Source organism: Devosia sp. J2-20 (assembly GCF_055808475.1).
Window position 1 is genome coordinate 2,138,779 of the sequence record NZ_CM147870.1, and the last position, 19,523, is coordinate 2,158,301.

Genomic DNA, 19,523 nt, shown 5'->3' on the forward strand with positions numbered 1-19,523 from the left:
CCGCCCTGCCCGCTTCGGACATTCAAGCTGCGCTGCGTCCAGTCCATCTGCTTCGATTACGATGACCTTCCCTCCACAGCGCTCAGCTAGCGCGTAGAGGGCGTCGACATGCGGGCCGCGATGTTGTGGACCTATCGTCACGAACATGATGTTCCCCCGTTTTCGATTCTGGCCAGTTGACCATCGAAAGCCGCAAGCGCCGATTGGGCATCGGCCAGCTTGATGCGCAGAGCCATCGCCTCCTCTCTTGTGATTTTGCCATCGGCCATGGCCTCGCTAATCGCCCCGACCGCTTCGGCGTGTTCCTGCACAATGCTGCACAGTGCGCTGATGGAGCACTCGACGGGGCCGGCGACCGGTTGCGCTGTGATCACGAGTCCCAACTCCCGCGCCGCCAGAGCGACAAAGCGAGGCGCCCTGCCCTTACTCAGATTGTGCCGGTCGACCTCAATAGCGGCATCGAGCGGCACGACGCGGTTGATCTGGTTCAGGCTCGCATATTCGGAAAACCGTGCCGAATGGGTGATGCGCGTCGAAACCGCCGCCAAAACTTTGTCGCCGCCGGCATCATCGCTGGCTTGCGCAGTCGCCTGCTTCACGCGGATCCATAGGGGCATGGGTTCAGTCATCGGGGCCTCGGAGTCAAAATGAACGCGCCGTAACGCGTGACGGCAGGCCGCCCGCGCGACATGCTCAAACGGGTAACAGGGCCGGTACGCGCCTCAGTCCGGGAGGTCGCGGGACGCGTACCGGCAAGCGCCGCGCCGAGGTCGCGTCGGCTGGCGCTATGCAATAGCGGCCGGGTTAAACCCAGGCCGCGGAAATTGGAGATGATTGATGCCATCACGACGGCACCACCTTGCCGCCGAACCTTGCCAGCAGGACGCTGCGCGGCAGCTTGTTCGTGCGCAGCGGCGACCCGCCACTGGCGATGATATCGCGTGGCCTTATGCCGGCTTTGCGCATGTCACGGATGGCATCTGCCATCGCAAGGCGCTCGGCTGGTGACATGGGCCTGTTGCGACTCCCGCCTCTCATTGCCGATCCACCCCAGCCTTCGGCAGAAAGCTCTCAGCATCCAAAGGCAGAGCGGCATTTCGTGCTGCGGCCAGCAGCGTAGGAACATGCTTCAAAGGTATCGATCCACCAGTGCCGCCTACAGTTTTTGGTCTTTTCCAGTTAGCAACGCGCGTTCGGTGCACGCCCACAATTCGAGACACCGCAGTGTCGCCGCCGAATAATCCAATAATGGTCGAAGCAGGTTCCATGGCGAACCGGTGTAGCGATATTCACTACCTGACGCAAGATTTCGTAGTGAAAATAGAAACCGACAGCTCCGCAGCGATGCCCTATGGCTTAGGAATGCTGTCAGAATGGCTACAGACCGCCCTTGGGGCCTCCGGTATATCGCAAGCGGAATTGTCGCGCAGGCTCACTGCTGAACTCGGCAGATCGATTGATCGAGCGGCCGTGAACAAGATGACAAAGGGCACCCGCGATATCCAGGCCGACGAGCTGATGGTGATCGAGCGCGAAACCGGCTGGGAAGCTCCACGTACTATTGAAGTCCCACTCAAGGGCTACGTCGGCGCAGGCGCAGAGGTTATCGTTCTGGATGATGGAGAGCACGACCGGGTATCCGCTCCGCGCGACACACGGCCAGGCACTGTTGCCGTAAGAGTCCGTGGCGACTCGATGTACCCTGCATACGAGTCCGGCGCAGTGATCTATTACTCTCGACACCTCCCACCAAACGAAATGCTAAATAAGCGAGCCGTCGTCCAGCTTGCCGACGGCAGGATCTTTCTGAAGATCCTCAGAGCTGGCAGCACACCCACAACATGGACACTGCAAAGCTTGAACCCCAGTTTCTCCGACATGGAGGACCAGGTCATCGACTGGACAGCTCCGATTGATTGGATCCGACCCGCCAGCTAAGTGTATTCAATTTCGCTACACGCGGATTGACTGATTGTAGCGATTGTCGCTACGTTCTCTCCAGAAATAACTGGAGGGTTGCAATGTTTGCATCTTTGGACAAAAGCCCCGCTTCAGAAGCGGGCATTCACCCTATTGCCGTGCAAATGCGCGATATCATTCTGGCCAGGGCCGCGGACGGCCAACCGACCATGAAAGAGGATCTTGCGCCCTTTACCAGGGCTGACATCTCCATCCACTTTCCCGCTGCAAAAGCCCTCGCCAATAAGCAGATCGTCCGCCAGCTTGATGATGGACGAGGCTTTGAGAGCCGCGCGCAGCTACTAGCCCGCGCCACGCTGCTATTGCTGGGCAAACTGCCCAGCGAGATCACCCTGCACGCCACCTTACGCGCCCACGGCCTGACCAACGCTGAAATTGCCGAGCTATGGGACGATCTGATCGCCGCCACTGCCGACGCCTTTGCGCGCAGCCGCCCGCTGCCACAGCTCCGGGCGGTGCAATAATGGCGAACCCAGCTGAAGCCCAAGCGCTAGCGTGCGCCCGCAAGCTGCTCGACACCGTCGCCTTTGACAGCGATGGCGTGACAATTGGCAATCAACGCCAGGGCGGCAATGGCGGCCTGCTTTCGATGGACAGCATCAAGGCAGCCGACCAGCTGCGCCGCGCACTGGACCACCTCGACGCCATGACGGAGGCCGCGCAATGACCGAACCGCTTCGCGCCCGCAACCAACGCATTGCCCCCAGGGGGCTCAATCGCGAGCAGGTATCCGCCTATATCGGCATCAGCCCCAGCACGTTTGATCTGCTTGTCGACAAGGGCCTGATGCCGGCGCCGCGCATGCTCGAGGCGCGCCGGGTGTGGGATCTGCACGAGGTCGATCAGGCGTTCGACATTCTGCCCCACGCCGACCCTTTCAATACCGGGGGCAATAAGGCACCTTCTGCTGTCAATGACTGGAATTGACCATGGAGCGCGCGTTGAAACTCGAAGCCAAGGTTCGGGGCCTGGTGAAAGATACCGATCGGCGCGGTAATGTTCGCTATTACTATCGCCGCAAAGGCTTTCCCAAGGTTCGGCTGCGCTCCGAGTTTGGCACTGACGCATTCCGTGAAGAACTACGCTGCGCAGAACTTGGCATCCCGTTTGGCGGTGCGCCACAGCTACCGCAACCGGCCAACACCACGCTGGTGCGCGCTGGCTCATTCCGCTGGCTTTGCCTGGAATATCTGCGTCGCGCCAAATCCCAATGGGGCGCCATGACCCACGCCCGCAAAAGCCGCATGCTCGCCGACATCTGCGACAGCACCAGTCTTTCCAAAACCGGCACCAGAACGGGCGACCTGCCCTTCCTGGGCATGCAACTCAAACACGTCGCCCAGCTGCGCGATGACAAGGCCGACATGCCCAATGTCGCCAACCGCCGCATCAAAGAAATCAGCGCCCTCTACAATTGGGCCATCGGCACAGGGCTTGCCCAAATCAACCCAGCCGACAAATGCGCCAGGCTCAAAGCCCCTACCGAGGGCTATCACACCTGGACGCTGCCCGAGATCTCCCAATACCAGGCAACGCACCCGCCCGGCACCAAAGCCGATCTCTGGCTGCGCATCCTGCTATTTACCGGCCTGCGCAAATCCGACGCCAGCACGCTCGGCCGCCAACACATCTATGAGGTCAACAGCGAACGCCGCATCCGCATCACGCCGAGCAAGACGCGTGAATCCAGCGCCGTGGTGGTCGACATCCCCTTGCTGGCGCCGCTAGCCGAGGCGATAGACGCACTGCCCCGCACGCAACTGACCTTTATGGCCAAAGCCAACGGGACACCCCACACCAGCAACACGCTGGGCAGCTACATGCGCGACTGGTGCGACGCCGCCGGGCTAAAGCACTGCACCTCGCACGGACTGCGTAAAGCCGGCGCTGTCATCGCAGCCGAAGCTGGCGCGACCAGCCAGCAGCTGCAGGCGATTTTCGGCTGGACCACGTCGCAGCAGGCGGATCACTACACAAAGGCCGCGAGCAGGCAGAAGCTCGCGACGGAAGGGGCGCGGCACTTGCGGCTGACTGAGTAGACGAACGGGCTGTAATACACTCGACAGTTCATAGCCGCACACCATCGACAAACAACTCACGTCAACGCGATAGCACCAATGGCCTTGGGTCCTACCCGGCGGTAGATTTAAACTGCTGTCGAGCCAACGGACGGCCGATATTTTCGAAGTCTAGCCGTCCCCTCGCTTGCTTAGCCAAAGCCGTTATGCTCAAGATGCGACCTCGTATTTGCAAGGGTAACGCAGGGCGCAGTTGCGACCAGAAGATAATTTTCTGCCAAAGATCCAATCTGGGCCCAATTTCCTTTGCTGTGTGGATTCTGAAATACAGGTCACTAAGTGTTTACCAGTGAACAATTAAGTTCGCACAGGTTGTGCGCAGCAGGACGGCTGTGCCCAAAAATGACTGGCCGTAAATGATGAGAGTGATCGATCTGTTCTGCGGTACTGGCGGTTTTTCGCTGGGCGCTCGAACTGCTGGCCTGGAAATCGTGCGTTCTGTGGATATCGATCCCGTTCTGACTTCAACTTATAAGTTGAACTTTCCTGGATCAAATATGACGCTGGGCGATGTGTCCGATCTCACTGGCGAGGACCTCAAGAAATCGGCTCATGGCCACGTTGACGGACTTATTGGCGGTCCCCCTTGTCAGGGCTTTAGCCTAATGGGGAAGAGGGACGAACTAGATCCACGACGCCTTCTGGTCGATCATTTTTTTAGACTCGTTGCAGAACTTCGCCCAACTTTCTTTGTGATGGAAAATGTTGTTGGGCTAATGCAAGGCGAGGCTCGAACTGTTCTGGACAATGCAATATCCCGCCTGCCGTCGGCGTACGCATTGACTGGGCCGACGATTCTCGACGCGTCAGATTTCGGTGTGGCAACTAACAGAAAACGCGTTTTTGTCGTTGGCGTGCTGGCAGAATACGCCGACCTTCCGACTTTGACGCCACCGGCAGGTGCACTAAAGGCGACTGTCCGTGATGCCATTGCGGATTTGGCTCTGAGCAGAGAAATAGGATCGGACGTTCAAGGATTTGACCTTTGGGAACTGCCCAAACGTGGGTATAAATCAACTTATGCAGAGACGCTTCGGTCTCAGGACCGCCGGTTTACAGGCAACCAAAGGACGGTTCATTCCGACTCAGTCACGCAGCGTTTCGCAACCGTAGTTCCTGGTAAGTCCGACCTAGTGGGGCGACACCAGCGACTTTCGTGGGACGGTCTATGTCCGACGCTTCGGGCAGGAACAGGCTCAGATCGCGGTTCTTTCCAATCTGTACGCCCTCTCCATCCAGATGAGCCGAGAGTGATCACCGTCCGTGAAGCCGCTAGATTGCAAGGATTCCCCGACATTCATAGGTTCCACCCTACCATTTGGCACAGCTTCAGGATGATCGGTAACAGCGTGTCACCGCCTGTTGCGGCTGGCGTGCTCCGAAACGTAATTGCAGGCTGTGAAGGCTCAAGAGTTCCGCATCCCATTGCTGCGGAGTGACGCCGCGACAATGTTACTGGCTGCCACGCCTAACCTCAAAGTCGTCTTTTTTTGCCTCACTTGATTTGAACTGCTTCAGATACGAGAATTGATTTCGATGTGGAGGATGAATGCCCCAAGTTGCTAACCTGAGCGGCGCGCCTACTAAGCGATTTTTTGTATCAATGTTACCACGCGACATTGAGCTCGATGATGCAATTCTTGACCTGGTGGACAACAGTGTTGACGGCGCTATGCGTCAACGTCGACACAATCTCAGCGAAGCGCGACCATTCGAAGGGTACTCCTGCAACCTAGTACTTAATCCCGAATATTTTGAGCTCAGCGACAACTGTGGCGGCATACCGAATACCCATATAGAGGGGGCTTTTAGGCTTGGACGACCCAGCTTAGAGCTTGATGGTACACTGCCGACGATTGGCATGTACGGTATCGGAATGAAGCGTGCGATATTTAAGATGGCTCAGGACGCGACCATCACGTCTCGCTCAAATGATCGCGCTGTTAAAGTGCGTTACGATCCAACATGGCTAGATCCAGAGTCTGAGGATTGGAACCTTAGAATTGAGGAAATAGATGCGACGGACGAGCGCGGCGTAACAATTCGGATCCCACAGTTGCAAGCCGGTTCAGCAAAGCGCTTCGGATCCGATTCCTTTTTGGACGCACTACGGGATAAGCTAGGTCAGCACTTCGCGTACATTATAGGTCGTGGCTTCTCCATTACACTTAACGGAGACAGTATCGATCCCGAAACGGTACAGATGATACTATCTGATGCTATTCAGCCATTCGACTATGAGGCGCTAGTTGAAGGGGTGAAAATAAAGGTCACCGTTGGGTTCTATCGGAATCTCACCCGTCAGGCAGAACTGGAGGATGCCACCGATCCGGAAGGAAACGACCCGACCGGCCGCGCGACTGACGAAGCTGGCATCACCGTTATCTGCAATGACAGAGTGATCGTTATGTCGGATAGGACAACAATCACCGGTTGGGGACTTGGCATCACACCAAGGTACCATCCGCAATTTAGAGCAATCACCGGGCTCATAACCTTCTCCAGTGATGACGCCAAGCTCCTGCCAATCTCCACGACAAAGCGAGATCTGGACACGGACAGCGACACCTATAGGCCTGCCCGGAACGCGGCCATGGAGGGTATTGCTCTGTTCGTCGGCTTCACCAATCGCTGGAAAGGGAGCGAAGAGTTGGTGGACGAAATGCTCTCAGTCACGAACCGGGTCGAAGCTCGATCGATCTCCTTGGCCTCAGAATCTGGCGCAAGGGTTCGCAATACCACCTACAACGAATTCAAGTTCAGGCCGGCACTTCCTGTTCCAGAAAAGGGGACCAGAAAACGGCGAATTGCCTTCTCAAGAGATCATGAAGAAGTGAAAGAAATGGGAAACGCTCTTCTTGATGATGAATCAGCAAAAGCCGGCGATATCGGCGGGAAGGCATGGGATACTGTCCTTCAGCAGGTTCGTCGCAAGTGACAGCTAGCAATCTTCCGTACCGGCTTCGCCCCAACAAATATGTCGACCGAGAGCTATTTGCCGAACTTGTCTCACTACTTGTGGCGGAGAGCGGTGCCGAGACCTACGCCTACATATCTATGGGAGGAAATCACCTAAGTGATCACTTGGCAATGTACAGGCGAGCCGGGCTCCGAAACCTGTATGCCTTCGACAACGACCCTATAGTCGTCGAACGTCAGAAGTTCAATTCGCCATTCAACGGGATACTATGTGAGGCCCACGAAAGCGCCGAGCTGCCATCTAGAATGGACGAGATCGTCGAAAAAATGGGCGTCAAGAATGTTATTATCTGGCTAGATTTTACCGAGCCCAAACAACTGAAGCAGCTAGGGGAAATTGAAACACTATGCCGTCGATTGCAGGTAGGCGACATTCTTCGTGTTACATTTAACGTAGACTTTGAATCCCTACATAAACGCGAATCGCAGTTGAATGAACGAGAGCGATCGCTGCCGGTTGACGAGAAACGCGCAGCTCTAATGAAGAAGGTGCTTGGCGGCTACTTTCCCAGAACCATTGCGCGAATAGGTCAAGGTGGAGACGCAGCTGCAGTGACGGCAAGCGTAGCGCGAGCTTGCCAAATGGGGCTGGAAAGTCAGCAGCACCGCCCATGCCCAGTTCCGCTCTTGGTGACTGAGTATCGTGATAGCTCAACAATGCTCACGGTCACAATTATGATATGCGACGGGAACGGCGCGCCAAAGGCAGCTGACAACTGGAAATTCAAACCAGCAGACTGGTCTGATGTTGAGCGGATCATTGCACCGGACCTATCGCCTCGAGAACGGATGACTCTCGACAAGCAAATGCATGGCGATGCATCCGAAGTCGCGGCAGCGCTTGGGTTCCCTCTAGAGGAAGAAGCCATTCGCTCCTACGCAAAGTTTCATCGCTTCTATCCCAGCTTTCAGGCGGTCGGTGACTAAGCTTTGTACTCTCCTAAGACAAAATCCGCCTCCCAACTGTGGGACACTTTCGTTTAGAAACCCCTCAAACCAGGCGCGACGACAGTGGTCCAATTTTTGGATAACTAATTGAAATTGCTTCACCCGTGACGCCCTGCCGGGATCGCCAGACCTTTTTCGAACATCACAGACATGCCCATGCATTTCAGCGGGCGGTTGCGCACGATTTGCGGGGCCCATACCGTTCGGGCGCAACCACGCACGACGCGCCGGGTTGAAGCTGGTTGAAGAGGATGAGGCATGCACGAGATTTTTTCGCAGCTACTGGGGGTGACCACGCTGACCATCGAAGCTGGCGGGGTGCTGGTCATCGTGATTGGCATCATTGTGGCAGCGATCAGCTTTTTGCGCGATCCACGCCGGCCAACCGCCTATCGGGAACTGCGAGCGACGCTGGGCCGCGCAATCCTGTTGGGTCTCGAGTTGCTGGTGGCGGCAGATATCATCAACACCGTGGCAATTGAGCCTAGCCTGCAAACCGTGGGTGTGCTGGCAGGCATTGTGTTGATCCGCACCTTCCTGAGCCTGTCACTGGAAGTCGAGATCGAGGGTAAATGGCCGTGGCAGAGTGGCAACACGAAACGCGCGAACACCAGCCAGGGGTGAGTTGAGTGCGCGTTATCCGCCTGCGAGCGTGTTGGCGCTGCGGTACCGCTCTGGTGGCTGGCCCACTGACCGCCGGAACGCGCGACTGAAATAGGCCGGGTCGGCATATCCCAAGGCGTAGGCGATCTCTTTGACCGGCATGACCGTGAAGACCAGATAGTGGCGCGCCTCATGCATGATGCGGCGCTCGACAACTGCCATGGCAGATGCCCCCAGAACGGCATTGGCCGTGCGATTAAGATGACCAGGGGTAATGCCGAGCGCCTGGGCGTAAAACGCCAGCGAACGCTGGTTGCGGAACTCCTGTTCGACCAATTGCTGGAATGCCTGGGCGTGGCGTACCGCCGGCTGCGGCGTGGGCTGGCTGGTGGCCAGTGCCCGCCGACTGGCGCGCACCAATTCGGCCAGCACCACGCCAACACGAGACGAGAGCGCCAGCCCGCGCGCCTGATCGGCATGACCCGCCTCTTGCTGTAACGCCTCCAACGCCCGGGCAATGGCGGGGTCGGCATCGCTGATAATGGCGGGGGTGGCCAAGGCACCAGCGGTGTCCGGGTGGCTGTCGAGCATGGCGCGCACATCGGTCTGGAACAGGGTGAGCACGGTGCCGCCAACATCGCGCTCAAACCGATAGGCGTGCACGCTGAGGGCTGGCACGATCACCACGCAAGGCGGCGCAATGGCGCTCACCACGTTTTCAAGGGTAACCTCTGCGCTACCATTGGTCAGCTGTAGAACCTGAAACAGCTGCTCGTGCCTGTGGGGGCTAATGCGAAAATCGTGCAAGCTCGAACGGGCAGCAAGCGTTTCCCAATGCAGGCGATCGGCGAAGGGAAGCGCCGATCTTTCGCCGTACAGGGCATAAACGGGGACGGGTGAGGCGCTTTCTGACATGTTCAGATTATCCAAGTCTTTGCCGGTCCTGTCCATTGGTCAAAACCGCCCTGCCCCGCATTGTTGCCCGCAAAGATGGCGGAGGACGGCATGCGGACACAGGTTGCAATCATTGGCGGCGGGCCCTCGGGGCTGATGCTGGGTCGTCTGCTGGAGCAGGCCGGCGTTGACGCGGTGATCATTGAGCGCAAAAGCCCCGACTATGTGCTGGGGCGTATCCGGGCGGGTGTGCTCGAACAGGGCACGATAGATCTGCTCGATGCGGCAGGCGTCGGCGCCCGCATGCATGAGGAGGGCCTGATCCACACCGGCGTTGATCTGGCCTTTGATGGCGAGATGCTGAACATCAATTTCGACAAGCTGATCGGCAAGCACGTCATGGTCTATGGCCAGACCGAGGTGACGCGCGACTTGATGGCGGCACGCCAGAGAACCGGCTCCAAGACCATTTATGAAGCAGACGATGTCGCCATTCATGACTTTGACGGCGCCAGGCCTCGGGTAACCTTCACCAAGGACGGTGTCAGCCACATGCTGGAATGCGATGTCATTGCCGGCTGCGACGGTTATCACGGCGTGTGTCGTGCCAGCGTGCCAGAAAACGCGGTGACCACGTTTGAACGGGTCTATCCCTTTGGCTGGCTGGGCGTGCTGGTAGAGCAACCACCAGTCGCTGAGGAATTGATCTACGCCCACCACGCGCGCGGCTTTGCGTTGTGCTCGATGCGCTCAAACACCCGCAGCCGCTACTATGTGCAGGTGCCCGGCGACGAGGATGTCAAAAACTGGAGCGACGAGCGGTTCTGGGATGAACTGCGCGCCCGGCTTAACCCGGCCATTGCAGAGGCCCTCAAGACCGGTCCATCGATCGAGAAATCGGTGGCGCCGTTGCGCAGTTTTGTTGCCGAGCCCCTGCGGTTTGGCAGCCTGTTTCTGGCAGGTGACGCGGCCCACATCGTGCCACCGACTGGCGCCAAGGGGCTCAATCTGGCGATGAGCGACGTCAAGGCGCTGGCCGAGGCATTGATCGAGCGGTTCCTCGAGGGCTCCGCGGCGGGCGTGGATAGCTATTCGCCCACCGTCCTACAGCGGATCTGGAAGGCCGAGCGGTTCAGCTGGTGGATGACGTCGCTGCTGCACACCTTCCCCGAGACGGGCAATTTCGGCCGCCGCATTCAGCGCGCCGAGTTCGACTATCTCGGCGGCTCAGTTGCGGCCCAGCAAAGCCTGGCGGAGAATTATGTCGGCCTGCCGTAGAGGCGTTCACTGACCTCCAGCGCTGCGCGCTGCAAAGTCGCCAAACTCTGGTTCAGTACGGCATCGCTGAGGCGCGAGGTCGGGCCGAAACTTGAGAGGGCGGTGACCATCTGGCCGTCGCGACCCAGAACCGGCACGGCAATGGCGCTAATGCCATCCTCGCGCTCACCGCGATTAATGGCATAGCCTTGTGCCGCGATAGCCTTGAGTTCGCGCAACAGTTCATCGCGTTTGGTAAGGGTTGCGCCAGTTTTGGCTAGGCGTTCGACACTATCGAGATAGCGGCTGCGCTCGCTGGGCGTCATATGGGCCAGCCAGAGTTTGCCATGTGCGGTGCAATAGGCTTCAAGTCGGCTACCGACGCGGATATCGACCGACAGGCTGCGCTGGGCCAGACCACGCGCGATGCACACCACCATGCCTGCCTGATAGAGCGTGGCCATGCTAGCTTCCTGCGTGTCCGCCGAAAGCCCGTCGAGCACGGGTTGCAGGAGCGGGCCCAGATCATCCTCACGCTCGGCGCGCCGCCCCAGATCAACCAGCATATAGCCCAGCCGATAGCGGCCCTTGCTGGCCGCCACCAGCGCCCCCTCGCCTTCCAGGGTTTTGAGAAAACGATGGGCCGTAATGGCGTTGAGATCGAGCTCACGCACCAGATCGGCCGCCGCGATGGTGCGTCGGGTCTCAGAAAAGAGTTTGAGAATGGCGAATGCCCGCGCCACTGAGTTGTTGAGTTGAATAGCCACTTTGCCCCTTTGGGTGCCCGACGCCTGCGCCGGACACCTAATTACGACAGAGCGTTGGGCAGGAACAAGACAATCGCGGGAAATGCGATCAGCAAGACGACGCGGACGACCTCAGCGGCAAAGAACGGCATGGCGCCCTTAAAGGTCTCCATCATTGGCACGTCGCGCGCCATGGCGTTGATAACAAAGACATTCATGCCTACCGGCGGCGTTATCAGGCCAAGTTCGACCACAATCAATGCCAGCACGCCGAACCAGATCTTGGTGTCTTCGGGGCTCATACCGAAATCGAGCTGGGCAACGACGGGCCAGAAGAACGGCATGACCAGCAGGATCATGGACAGCGAGTCCATCAGGCAGCCGAGCAGGATCAAAGACAGCAGCAGAATGATCAGGATCATGTGGGCGGAAAGCCCGGAATTGAGCATCATTTCCGCCGCAGCCTGCGGGACGCCGCCGCGCGACATGAAAATCTTGAGCAGTTCGGCGCCCAGCACGATCATGTAGATCATGCCCGATGCCTTGGCCGTTTCCAGAACGGCATCGCGCATGGCGCCCCAGCTGACCATACGGCGGGCAACCCCATAGACAACAACCAGGAAGACGCCGATCGCAGCGGCCGGTGTGGGCGTGAACAGGCCCATATAGATACCGCCGATCACCAGACCGAATATGCCCAGAACCGGCAGAATACCCGCCGTGGCCCCCAATAATTCGGCGCGACTGACCGGTTCACCCTTGGGACCGGCATCTGGGACCAGCCAGACATAGATCGCGATCACGATCATGAAGAACAGGACCGCCATCAATCCAGGGAGCAGCGCGGCGGAAAACATGGTGACGATGTTGGCTTCAACCAGCACCGCGTAGATCACGAGCACCACAGAGGGCGGGATCAAGATGCCCAGCACACCACCTGCGGCGAGCGTGCCTGTGGCCAGGGCCGGGGAATACTTATAGCGCCGCAACTCGGGGAGCGCGACCTGGCCCATGGTGGAGGCGGTAGCGAGCGACGAGCCGCAGACCGAACCGAACCCGGCACAGGCGGCAATTGCCGCCATGGCAACACCGCCCGGCAGCCTCCCAAGCCAGGCATTGGCGGCGCGGAACAGCGCCTGGGAAAGGCCAGCCTTGGACGCCACCTGCCCCATCAGGATGAACATGGGCACGACCGACAGGTCGTAATTGGAGAAAACCCCGAAGCCGAGCGACTTAAGCTGCGACATCAGAATGGCTGGCCCGGACAACATAAAAATGCCGGCCATACCGACAGTCGCCATGGCGTAGGCAACGGGAACGCGGATGGCGATCAGCCCAACAAGGGCAACCAAGCCGCCCAGCCCGATTAGCAGTTCAAAGCCCATGGTCAAAATGTCCTGACAGTCGAGGCACCGGCATCAATGGCCGGTCGGATACAATAATTAGTGGACGGCGCCTTCGCGCTCCGGCGTGGTACCGGTGACCGCTTCGATCAGGTTCACCAGCGCCGCTAGACTCAGCAGCGCCAGGGAGATCAGGACCGGCACATAGGCAATCCAGATGGGGAACTGATAGATGGTGGTGGTTTCGCGGTATTCCTGCAGGTCGATCAGGCCGTAATACATGCGCCAGAGCAGGAAGGCGGCAAATGCCAAAGCGATGGTCGAGCCCAGCGCGACCAGGCTGTCCTGAGCCCGCCCCCGCAGTCTGGCCGTGAAGATGTCGGCGCTCACATTGGCGCCGGTGATCTGGCAGTACGGCAGGAACATGAACATGCCCATGGCCACACCCACCTGAACGATTTCATAGACACCGGGAACAGGCCGCGAAAACAGCGCGCCCCCGGCGACACTCCACACATTGGCGGCAACGACCAGGCCAATCACCACGCCACCCAGCAGAGCCCAGATAGCGGTAGCGCGCCGGACCAGCAGACTGGCGGGATGAGGATTGGTCGTTGCCATTGTGTGCTCCTAGAGGTTGCCTGCGACGGCAGCGCGGGCTGCCTCGACAAGCGCATCGCCATCAATGCCCTGGCCCGAGACTTCATCAACCCAGCGGTCGATGACTGGCTCAAGCTTTTCTGCAAATACGGCGCTTTCCTGTGGCGTCAACATGATGTGCTGGTTGCCGGCATCGGTTGCGACTTTGATGCCGCCATTGTCGATATTGCGCCAGATTGAGCCGACCTCGCGCAGCCAGTCTTCGCCGGAATTGTCGAGGAATACCTGCTGAATATCTTCCGGCAGACTGTTCCACCGATCCTGGTTCATCGACACCTGGAATACTGACGTGCCCAAGCGGGTCTCGGCGGCCAGCTCGATCTGGTAGTCGGTCAGATCCTGCAGCTGCAAGGCGGGAATGATCTCCCAGGGAATCAGAGCGCCATCCACCACGCCGCGTGACAGCGCCTGTGGCAGGTCGGGCACCGGCATGGAGACCGGATTTGCACCCAGGGCTTCGACAACCCATGCCCCGGTACGGGTTGGAATGCGCATTGTCAGACCTGCCAGATCATCAGGAGAGTGGATTTCCTTTTTGACCATCTGAAGGGCCTGACCAGCGTGGACGTGGCTAAAGAGCACCTTCACGCCAACATGCTCTTCGGCAAGGTACTCATCAAACATCGAGGCGATCGCCAGATTGGTCGCAATCGGATCATTGATGTGCACGAAGGGCAGCTCAAACACTTCGGTGCGCGGGAACAGGCCCGGCGAATAGCCATTGAGCGTCCATACCATGTCCACAATGCCGTCACGCACCTGACGGATCAGCTCGGGCGGCGTGCCGCCCAGCGACATTGACGGGTAGATTTCGATTTCGACGCGACCACCAGACGCTTCTTCAATGCGCTGAGCCCATGGCTCCAACATAGCGGTCTGTGCCGGGGCCTTTGGCCCAAGAAAGTGATGTAGTTTCAGAACGAATTCGGCCTGTGCAGAGGCGACGGACGTCATTGCTGTGGTTGCCAGGATGACGCCGCCGGCCAGCGCTGCGAGACGTGCGAATGTGTTTGCCATGTTTGCTCCTCCAAGACCCGTCATGTCCGGGCCATTTCGTGCTGCTTTGCGCAGCGCGGGTGTCGGCCAACCAGATCCGCCCAACGCGTTCCGGTCGCCGATCTTCCCTGCCTGAAGAATGGCGACCGACTGGCGAAAGTAAAATGATATATGCGCATCGAAACATAACCTGAACGGAATGAGTTATCCCATAGTTCGGCTTGCCATAGGTTACATCGCGGATCACACACGCCGCTGTTGAAGCCACACTATATCCTCATACAACCCTGATATATATTCATTTTTTCTGTCTCGACGCACCGCATTCGATCATCCTCGGGTTATCGACCTGAAAAATGCAGCATAATTTTATATCTAGAGATTGACCGCAGGGCGCTTTCGTCTGATGCTTTTATCGGAATTTATATTTCAATAATTGAAGTGGAAGCTGAGTTGGCGACGGGCGATCTGAGTTTGACAGCGGGCGGGGCCTTGCTGGCACGGCTGAAGGCTGTGGGTGTGGACTACATCTTCGCCAATTCCGGCACGGATTTCCCGCCGATCATTGAGGGCCTGTCCGAGGCTGCGGCCAAAGGCGTCCCCCTGCCGGTGGCGCTGACCATGCCGCATGAAAGCGCGGCGATGGGCATGGCGCATGGCTACTACCTGGCGACCGGACGCAGTCAGGCCGTGATGGCGCACACCAATGTCGGACTGGCCAATTGTGCCACCGGGGCGATCAATGCGGCGGTAGAGAATGTTCCCGTGCTGCTGTTTTCCGGCCGGACACCGGTCACCGAACGCGACCGGTTCGGCGCCCGCACCGTGCCTATTGGCTGGGGACAGGAGATGCGTGATCAGACCGCTCTGGTACGCGAAGCCAGCAAATGGGATTACGAGTTGCGCTTTCCCGAGCAGGTGGGCGAGTTGGTCGACCGCGCTTACGCCATCGCCAATTCGACCCCCAAGGGCCCCGTCTATGTAAGCCTGCCGCGCGAGGTGCTGTGCGAGCCCTACAGGCCTGACGATGTCGGCGTGCCCAATCTGATGTCGCCGGTGCGTCCTGCCCCGGACCGCAGCCAGATCGACCACGTCGCCGCGTTAATCGCGACAGCACGCAAGCCGGTGATCTTTGCCCAGCATGGCGCTGGCAGCGCAGATGCATTTGCCGCGCTGGGCAAACTGGCCGACCGCTGGGGCATTGCCGTATGCCAGTACTGGGCGGTGCAGTTGGCGGTGCCAACGGACCATCCAATGGCTATTGGCAGTGATCCCGCCGGCTTCATCGAGGATGCAGATTTGGTGCTGGTGCTCGATTCGCTGGCACCCTGGTCAGCTCAGGCGCATCGCCCGGAGGCATCGGCCACCATTGTGCAACTGGGCCCCGATCCGCTCAAGGCGCGCATGCCGATCCGCAATTTCCGCTCCGACATTTCGATCGTCTCGGAAGTCTCGGACGGCATTATGGCACTCAAGTCTGCTCTGGACGCTCGAGATGTCGGCCCCGCGATCGCCGCGCGCCGAGAAGACGTTGCCAAGATCGCCGCCGAACGCCGCGCGGCGACGCTGGAAAAGGCCAGGCTGCGCGACGATGGCGCGATGACCAGTGATTTTGTCGCCAAAGCCGTGTCAGACGCAATTGCCGGCGCCGATGCAGTGCTGCTGTCCGAGCGTGGCTGCACCATGCCGCCCATGACGCTGAATCACCATCGTGCCTGGTATCAGGAGCCGCATGCCGGTGGGCTTGGCTGGTCGTTCCCAGCGGCGCTGGGCATGCAACTGGCCGAGCGCGACAGGCTGGTAGTCGCCACGATGGGTGATGGCTCATACATGTTCGCCAATCCGGTGGCTTGCCATCAGATCGCCGAAGCGCTCGAACTGCCGCTGCTGGTGATTATTCTCAACAATGCAGAATGGGCGGCCGTGAGGCACTCCGTGCTCGATATCTATCCCGATGGCTACGCCTCGCGAACCAATGCGATGCCCCTGACCGGGCTGTCGCCCATTCCCGACTTCGTCAAGGTCGCCGAGGCCAGTCGCGCCTGGGCGCGGCGGATCGACAGTGCTGACGCACTGGCGCAGGGGCTGGCTGATGCATTGGCGCACATCAAAACCACCAAATCACTGGCCCTGCTCGATATCCGGACCATTGGCTAACAATAACAGGGAGGAGACAATCATGCCTGATGCACCAAAAACCGAGTTCTGGAAGGATCTCAAGCCGATCACCAAGGTCTTCCAGCCTGACGCAAAGCCGGAGGTCTATCTGCCGGACGCGGCAACCGATGATGAGCGCTATTATGTGCCGTTCACCGATACGGTGTCATCGCGCCCATTGTGGATCTCGCCGACGCAGAACAAATGGTGCGATATCCTAATGGCCAAGGAAGCCGGACTGGTCAATCGGCACTACCACCCCCATGAGGTGTTCGCGCTGACGCTATCGGGCAAATGGGGCTATCTGGAACACGACTGGACTGCCACCAAGGGCGATTTCGTCTACGAGACGCCCGGCGAGGGCCACACGCTGGTGGCCTACGAGCATGAGGAACCCATGAAGGTGTTTTTCACCGTCACCGGCCCGCTGATCTGGCTGGATGAAGACGGCGAGCCTAACGGCTATTTCGACGTGCACAACTATATCGCGATGTGCCGCGAACACTACGACAAGGTCGGTATTGGCGCGGACTATGTCGACAGCCTGTTTCGCTAGAACGCTTGGCGGCGCTGCCCGGAGCAGTGCCGCAAGCCATCATACGCTCATGCCGCCATCGACCATATGGGTGGTGCCGGTGACAAAGCCGGAGAGATCCGATGCGAGGTAAAGAATGGAGCGCGCGATTTCATCGGGCGTTGCATGCCGACCCATCGGGATCATCTCATTGAAAAACGCGGTGCCATCGCGACCGATTTCGTCACCAAGCCCCTGCTCCACCGCCAGCTGGAAATCATTGTTCACGGGCCCTGGATGGATAGTGTTGACCCGGATGCCGCGTGGCGCCAATTCCTTGGCCAGACACCGCATCAGCCCAACCTGTGCATGCTTGGCGGTAATATAGGCATAGACTCCCGGATCGCCCCGAACACCGGCAACACTAGAGGTTATGATCAGACTGCCGCCGCTGACCATCAGCGGGGTCAGATGTTTGGCGACAAGATAGGCGCCGCGGACATGGACGGCGTGAACCTGATCAAAGACCGCGTCGGGATAGTCGGCAATCGGCGCGACAGTGCCGAAATTGCCCGCATTGGACAGCACGACATCAAGCCCGCCAAAGCGTTCGGTCACCTGCGCCGCCAGATCGGCGACGGCACCGGCCTGCGATACATCTGCGGCGATCAGCACGATATCGCCTTGTGGCAATTCTGCGCGGGCCTTTTCGAGATCAACCAGATTGAGATCGGACAGGATCAGGCGCGCCCCCTCGGCCAGAAACCGGTGTGCGGTGGCACGGCCAATGCTGCCAGCGCCGCCGGTAATCAGGCAGGTTTTACCCGCTAGCAGGCTCATCGAACCCTCCAGTGCAAGAAAAGGGGGCGCTCCGTTGCCGAAGCGCCCGTTAGTTGGTCGGGATCAGAATGGGTAGTGGATGTGACCGGACTGCTGCACGGTCATCCAGCGCAACTCGGTGAACTCGGCAATGCCCCATTTGCCGCCAAAACGGCCATAGCCGGACGACTTCACGCCGCCAAATGGCATCTGCGCCTCGTCATGCACGGTGGGACCATTGATGTGGCAGATGCCCGATTCAATGCGCTGACCCACGGCCATGGCACGATTGGTGTCCTGACCGAAGACTGCGGCAGACAGACCGTATTCTGTGTCGTTGGCGATACGGACGGCCTCGTCGATGGAACCTGCCCGGACCACGATCACCACGGGACCAAAGGATTCCTCGCCATAAATGCGCATGGCCGGCGTGACCCTATCGAGCACGGTGGCATCCATGATGGTGCCATCAACGGTGCCGCCAGCAGCGAGAACGGCGCCCTTGGCGACGGCATCCTTTACCAGTTGATCGATGCGCTTGGCAGCGCCGGCGTCGACCAGCGAGCCCAGCGGGGTGTTGCCCTTGCGCGGATCGCCCGCCACCAGTGTCTTGGCCTTGGCCGCCAGTCGCGCAACGAACTCGTCGGCGATCTTTTCATCGGCAACGATCCGCTCGGTCGACATGCAGATCTGGCCCTGATTCATGTAGGCGCCGAAGGCCGCAGCATTGACCGCTTCATCGAGGTCCGCATCGTCGAGCACGACGAAGGGAGCCTTGCCGCCCAGCTCGAGCAGGGCGGGCTTGAGGAAACGGCCCGCAGTCTCGGCGATGATGCGGCCAACCCGGGTGGAGCCGGTGAAGTTCACGCGGCGGATGGCGGGGTGAGCGATCAGTGTTTCAACCACTTCAGGCGCATCATCAGGCGCGTTTGAGACGGCGTTGAGCACGCCCTTGGGCAGCCCGGCCTCGTGCAGCACCTCAACGATGAGGCGATGGGTGCGCGGGCACAGCTCGGAAGTCTTCATCACCACGGTATTGCCGCAAGCCAGCGGGGTGGCCAGCGAGCGGACACCAAGAATGACCGGGGCGTTCCAGGGTGCCATGGCCAGCACCACACCAGCGGGCTGGCGGATGGCCATCGCCATGCTACCCGGCCGGTTAGTGGGAATGATGTCGCCATGAATCTGGGTGGTCAGCGATGCCGCTTCGCGCAGCATATCGGCGGCCAGGCCAACATTGAACATGGCCCAGCCTGCCGTGGCACCAATTTCAGCGCCCATGGCGTCAACGAAATCGCCGCCCCTGCCCTCAAGCAGATCGGCCGCCTTGAGCAGGATGGTACGGCGCGTCTTTGGCGAACTCTTTGACCATTCCGGGAAGGCCGCTGCGGCGGAATCCACCGCACGGTTGACGTCGTCCAGTGTAGCCGCGGCAGCGGTCGTAGCGACCTCGCCCGAGATTGGATTCATGCGCGCGAATGTGACGCCGCCGGTGGCCGCCACGTCCTGGTTATCGATCAGCAGACCGAGATGTTCCATAATAGTGCTC

Annotated in this window: 21 protein-coding genes; 12 read left to right on the top strand and 9 right to left on the bottom strand. The window is 59.3% G+C overall.

The genetic code is table 11. The features are described from left to right. Window positions 1–137: 137 nt before the first annotated feature. Entirely contained in the window at window positions 138–629 is a 492-nt protein-coding gene (locus AC0L37_RS10450) for a phage regulatory CII family protein (protein WP_282221185.1), read from the bottom strand. 214 nt (window positions 630–843) lie between these two features. Next, complete coding sequence (locus tag AC0L37_RS10455; RefSeq protein WP_282221184.1) at window positions 844–1,011, bottom strand: hypothetical protein; 168 nt, start codon at window positions 1,009–1,011, stop codon at window positions 844–846. A 213-nt stretch (window positions 1,012–1,224) separates the two neighbouring features. Between AC0L37_RS10455 and AC0L37_RS10460 the strand changes: the two genes are divergently transcribed. From AC0L37_RS10460 to AC0L37_RS10500, 9 genes are all read left to right on the top strand, one after another. Then, on the top strand, window positions 1,225–1,938 hold the full coding sequence (locus tag AC0L37_RS10460; RefSeq protein ID WP_282221183.1) for a S24 family peptidase: 714 nt from the start codon (window positions 1,225–1,227) through the stop codon (window positions 1,936–1,938). Between the two features lie 83 nt (window positions 1,939–2,021). Continuing rightward, the gene (locus AC0L37_RS10465) at window positions 2,022–2,444 is read left to right on the top strand and encodes a hypothetical protein (RefSeq protein WP_282221182.1); all 423 of its coding nucleotides are present in this window, start codon (window positions 2,022–2,024) and stop codon (window positions 2,442–2,444) included. Then, window positions 2,444–2,647: a hypothetical protein gene (locus AC0L37_RS10470; protein ID WP_282221181.1), complete on the top strand. Its 204-nt coding sequence runs from the start codon at window positions 2,444–2,446 to the stop codon at window positions 2,645–2,647. Before AC0L37_RS10465 ends, AC0L37_RS10470 begins: the two co-directional genes overlap by 1 nt. Continuing rightward, a complete protein-coding gene (locus tag AC0L37_RS10475) occupies window positions 2,644–2,907 on the top strand; it encodes a helix-turn-helix transcriptional regulator (RefSeq protein WP_282221180.1) in 264 nt (87 codons plus the stop codon). Before AC0L37_RS10470 ends, AC0L37_RS10475 begins: the two co-directional genes overlap by 4 nt. A gap of 14 nt (window positions 2,908–2,921) precedes the next feature. After that, the gene (locus AC0L37_RS10480) at window positions 2,922–4,019 is read left to right on the top strand and encodes a tyrosine-type recombinase/integrase (protein ID WP_282221179.1); all 1,098 of its coding nucleotides are present in this window, start codon (window positions 2,922–2,924) and stop codon (window positions 4,017–4,019) included. Between the two features lie 398 nt (window positions 4,020–4,417). Continuing rightward, the gene (locus AC0L37_RS10485) at window positions 4,418–5,497 is read left to right on the top strand and encodes a DNA cytosine methyltransferase (RefSeq protein WP_282221178.1); all 1,080 of its coding nucleotides are present in this window, start codon (window positions 4,418–4,420) and stop codon (window positions 5,495–5,497) included. Between the two features lie 110 nt (window positions 5,498–5,607). Further along, window positions 5,608–6,996, top strand: a complete 1,389-nt coding sequence (locus tag AC0L37_RS10490; protein ID WP_282221177.1) for an ATP-binding protein — start codon at window positions 5,608–5,610, stop codon at window positions 6,994–6,996. Further along, window positions 6,960–7,964 (top strand): O-methyltransferase, encoded by a 1,005-nt coding sequence (locus AC0L37_RS10495; protein ID WP_348984696.1) that lies wholly within the window; start codon window positions 6,960–6,962, stop codon window positions 7,962–7,964. The genes AC0L37_RS10490 and AC0L37_RS10495 overlap by 37 nt, the downstream gene beginning before the upstream one ends. Before the next feature lie 279 nt (window positions 7,965–8,243). Beyond that, the gene (locus tag AC0L37_RS10500) at window positions 8,244–8,609 is read left to right on the top strand and encodes a DUF1622 domain-containing protein (protein ID WP_282221175.1); all 366 of its coding nucleotides are present in this window, start codon (window positions 8,244–8,246) and stop codon (window positions 8,607–8,609) included. Between the two features lie 12 nt (window positions 8,610–8,621). Here AC0L37_RS10500 and AC0L37_RS10505 read toward each other — a convergent pair whose 3' ends face one another. Further along, entirely contained in the window at window positions 8,622–9,503 is an 882-nt protein-coding gene (locus tag AC0L37_RS10505) for a helix-turn-helix domain-containing protein (protein WP_282221174.1), read from the bottom strand. A 90-nt stretch (window positions 9,504–9,593) separates the two neighbouring features. On the opposite strand from AC0L37_RS10505, the gene pobA reads away from it, so the two are divergent. Continuing rightward, complete coding sequence (pobA, locus tag AC0L37_RS10510) at window positions 9,594–10,760, top strand: 4-hydroxybenzoate 3-monooxygenase (protein ID WP_282221173.1); 1,167 nt, start codon at window positions 9,594–9,596, stop codon at window positions 10,758–10,760. Here pobA and AC0L37_RS10515 read toward each other — a convergent pair. Genes AC0L37_RS10515 through AC0L37_RS10530 form a run of 4 tightly spaced genes read right to left on the bottom strand, consistent with a single transcriptional unit; the run spans window position 10,742 to window position 14,505 of the window. Next, the gene (locus tag AC0L37_RS10515; RefSeq protein WP_212658277.1) at window positions 10,742–11,506 is read right to left on the bottom strand and encodes an IclR family transcriptional regulator; all 765 of its coding nucleotides are present in this window, start codon (window positions 11,504–11,506) and stop codon (window positions 10,742–10,744) included. The genes pobA and AC0L37_RS10515 overlap by 19 nt on opposite strands. Before the next feature lie 41 nt (window positions 11,507–11,547). Beyond that, on the bottom strand, window positions 11,548–12,870 hold the full coding sequence (locus AC0L37_RS10520) for a TRAP transporter large permease (protein WP_212658278.1): 1,323 nt from the start codon (window positions 12,868–12,870) through the stop codon (window positions 11,548–11,550). 57 nt (window positions 12,871–12,927) lie between these two features. After that, the gene (locus AC0L37_RS10525; protein WP_212658279.1) at window positions 12,928–13,449 is read right to left on the bottom strand and encodes a TRAP transporter small permease; all 522 of its coding nucleotides are present in this window, start codon (window positions 13,447–13,449) and stop codon (window positions 12,928–12,930) included. A 9-nt stretch (window positions 13,450–13,458) separates the two neighbouring features. After that, complete coding sequence (locus tag AC0L37_RS10530) at window positions 13,459–14,505, bottom strand: TRAP transporter substrate-binding protein (RefSeq protein WP_269369781.1); 1,047 nt, start codon at window positions 14,503–14,505, stop codon at window positions 13,459–13,461. A 432-nt stretch (window positions 14,506–14,937) separates the two neighbouring features. Here AC0L37_RS10530 and AC0L37_RS10535 point away from each other — a divergent pair, with 432 nt between their 5' ends. Together AC0L37_RS10535 and AC0L37_RS10540 are read left to right on the top strand one after the other, a co-directional pair. Continuing rightward, window positions 14,938–16,641, top strand: a complete 1,704-nt coding sequence (locus AC0L37_RS10535; RefSeq protein ID WP_282221172.1) for a thiamine pyrophosphate-requiring protein — start codon at window positions 14,938–14,940, stop codon at window positions 16,639–16,641. Window positions 16,642–16,663: 22 nt separating this feature from the next. Further along, the gene (locus AC0L37_RS10540) at window positions 16,664–17,197 is read left to right on the top strand and encodes a 2,4'-dihydroxyacetophenone dioxygenase family protein (RefSeq protein WP_212658282.1); all 534 of its coding nucleotides are present in this window, start codon (window positions 16,664–16,666) and stop codon (window positions 17,195–17,197) included. A gap of 39 nt (window positions 17,198–17,236) precedes the next feature. Here AC0L37_RS10540 and AC0L37_RS10545 read toward each other — a convergent pair whose 3' ends face one another. Next, window positions 17,237–17,995, bottom strand: a complete 759-nt coding sequence (locus AC0L37_RS10545; protein WP_282221171.1) for an SDR family NAD(P)-dependent oxidoreductase — start codon at window positions 17,993–17,995, stop codon at window positions 17,237–17,239. Window positions 17,996–18,058: 63 nt separating this feature from the next. Next, window positions 18,059–19,513: an aldehyde dehydrogenase gene (locus tag AC0L37_RS10550; RefSeq protein WP_282221170.1), complete on the bottom strand. Its 1,455-nt coding sequence runs from the start codon at window positions 19,511–19,513 to the stop codon at window positions 18,059–18,061. Between the last annotated feature and the right edge of the window lie 10 nt (window positions 19,514–19,523).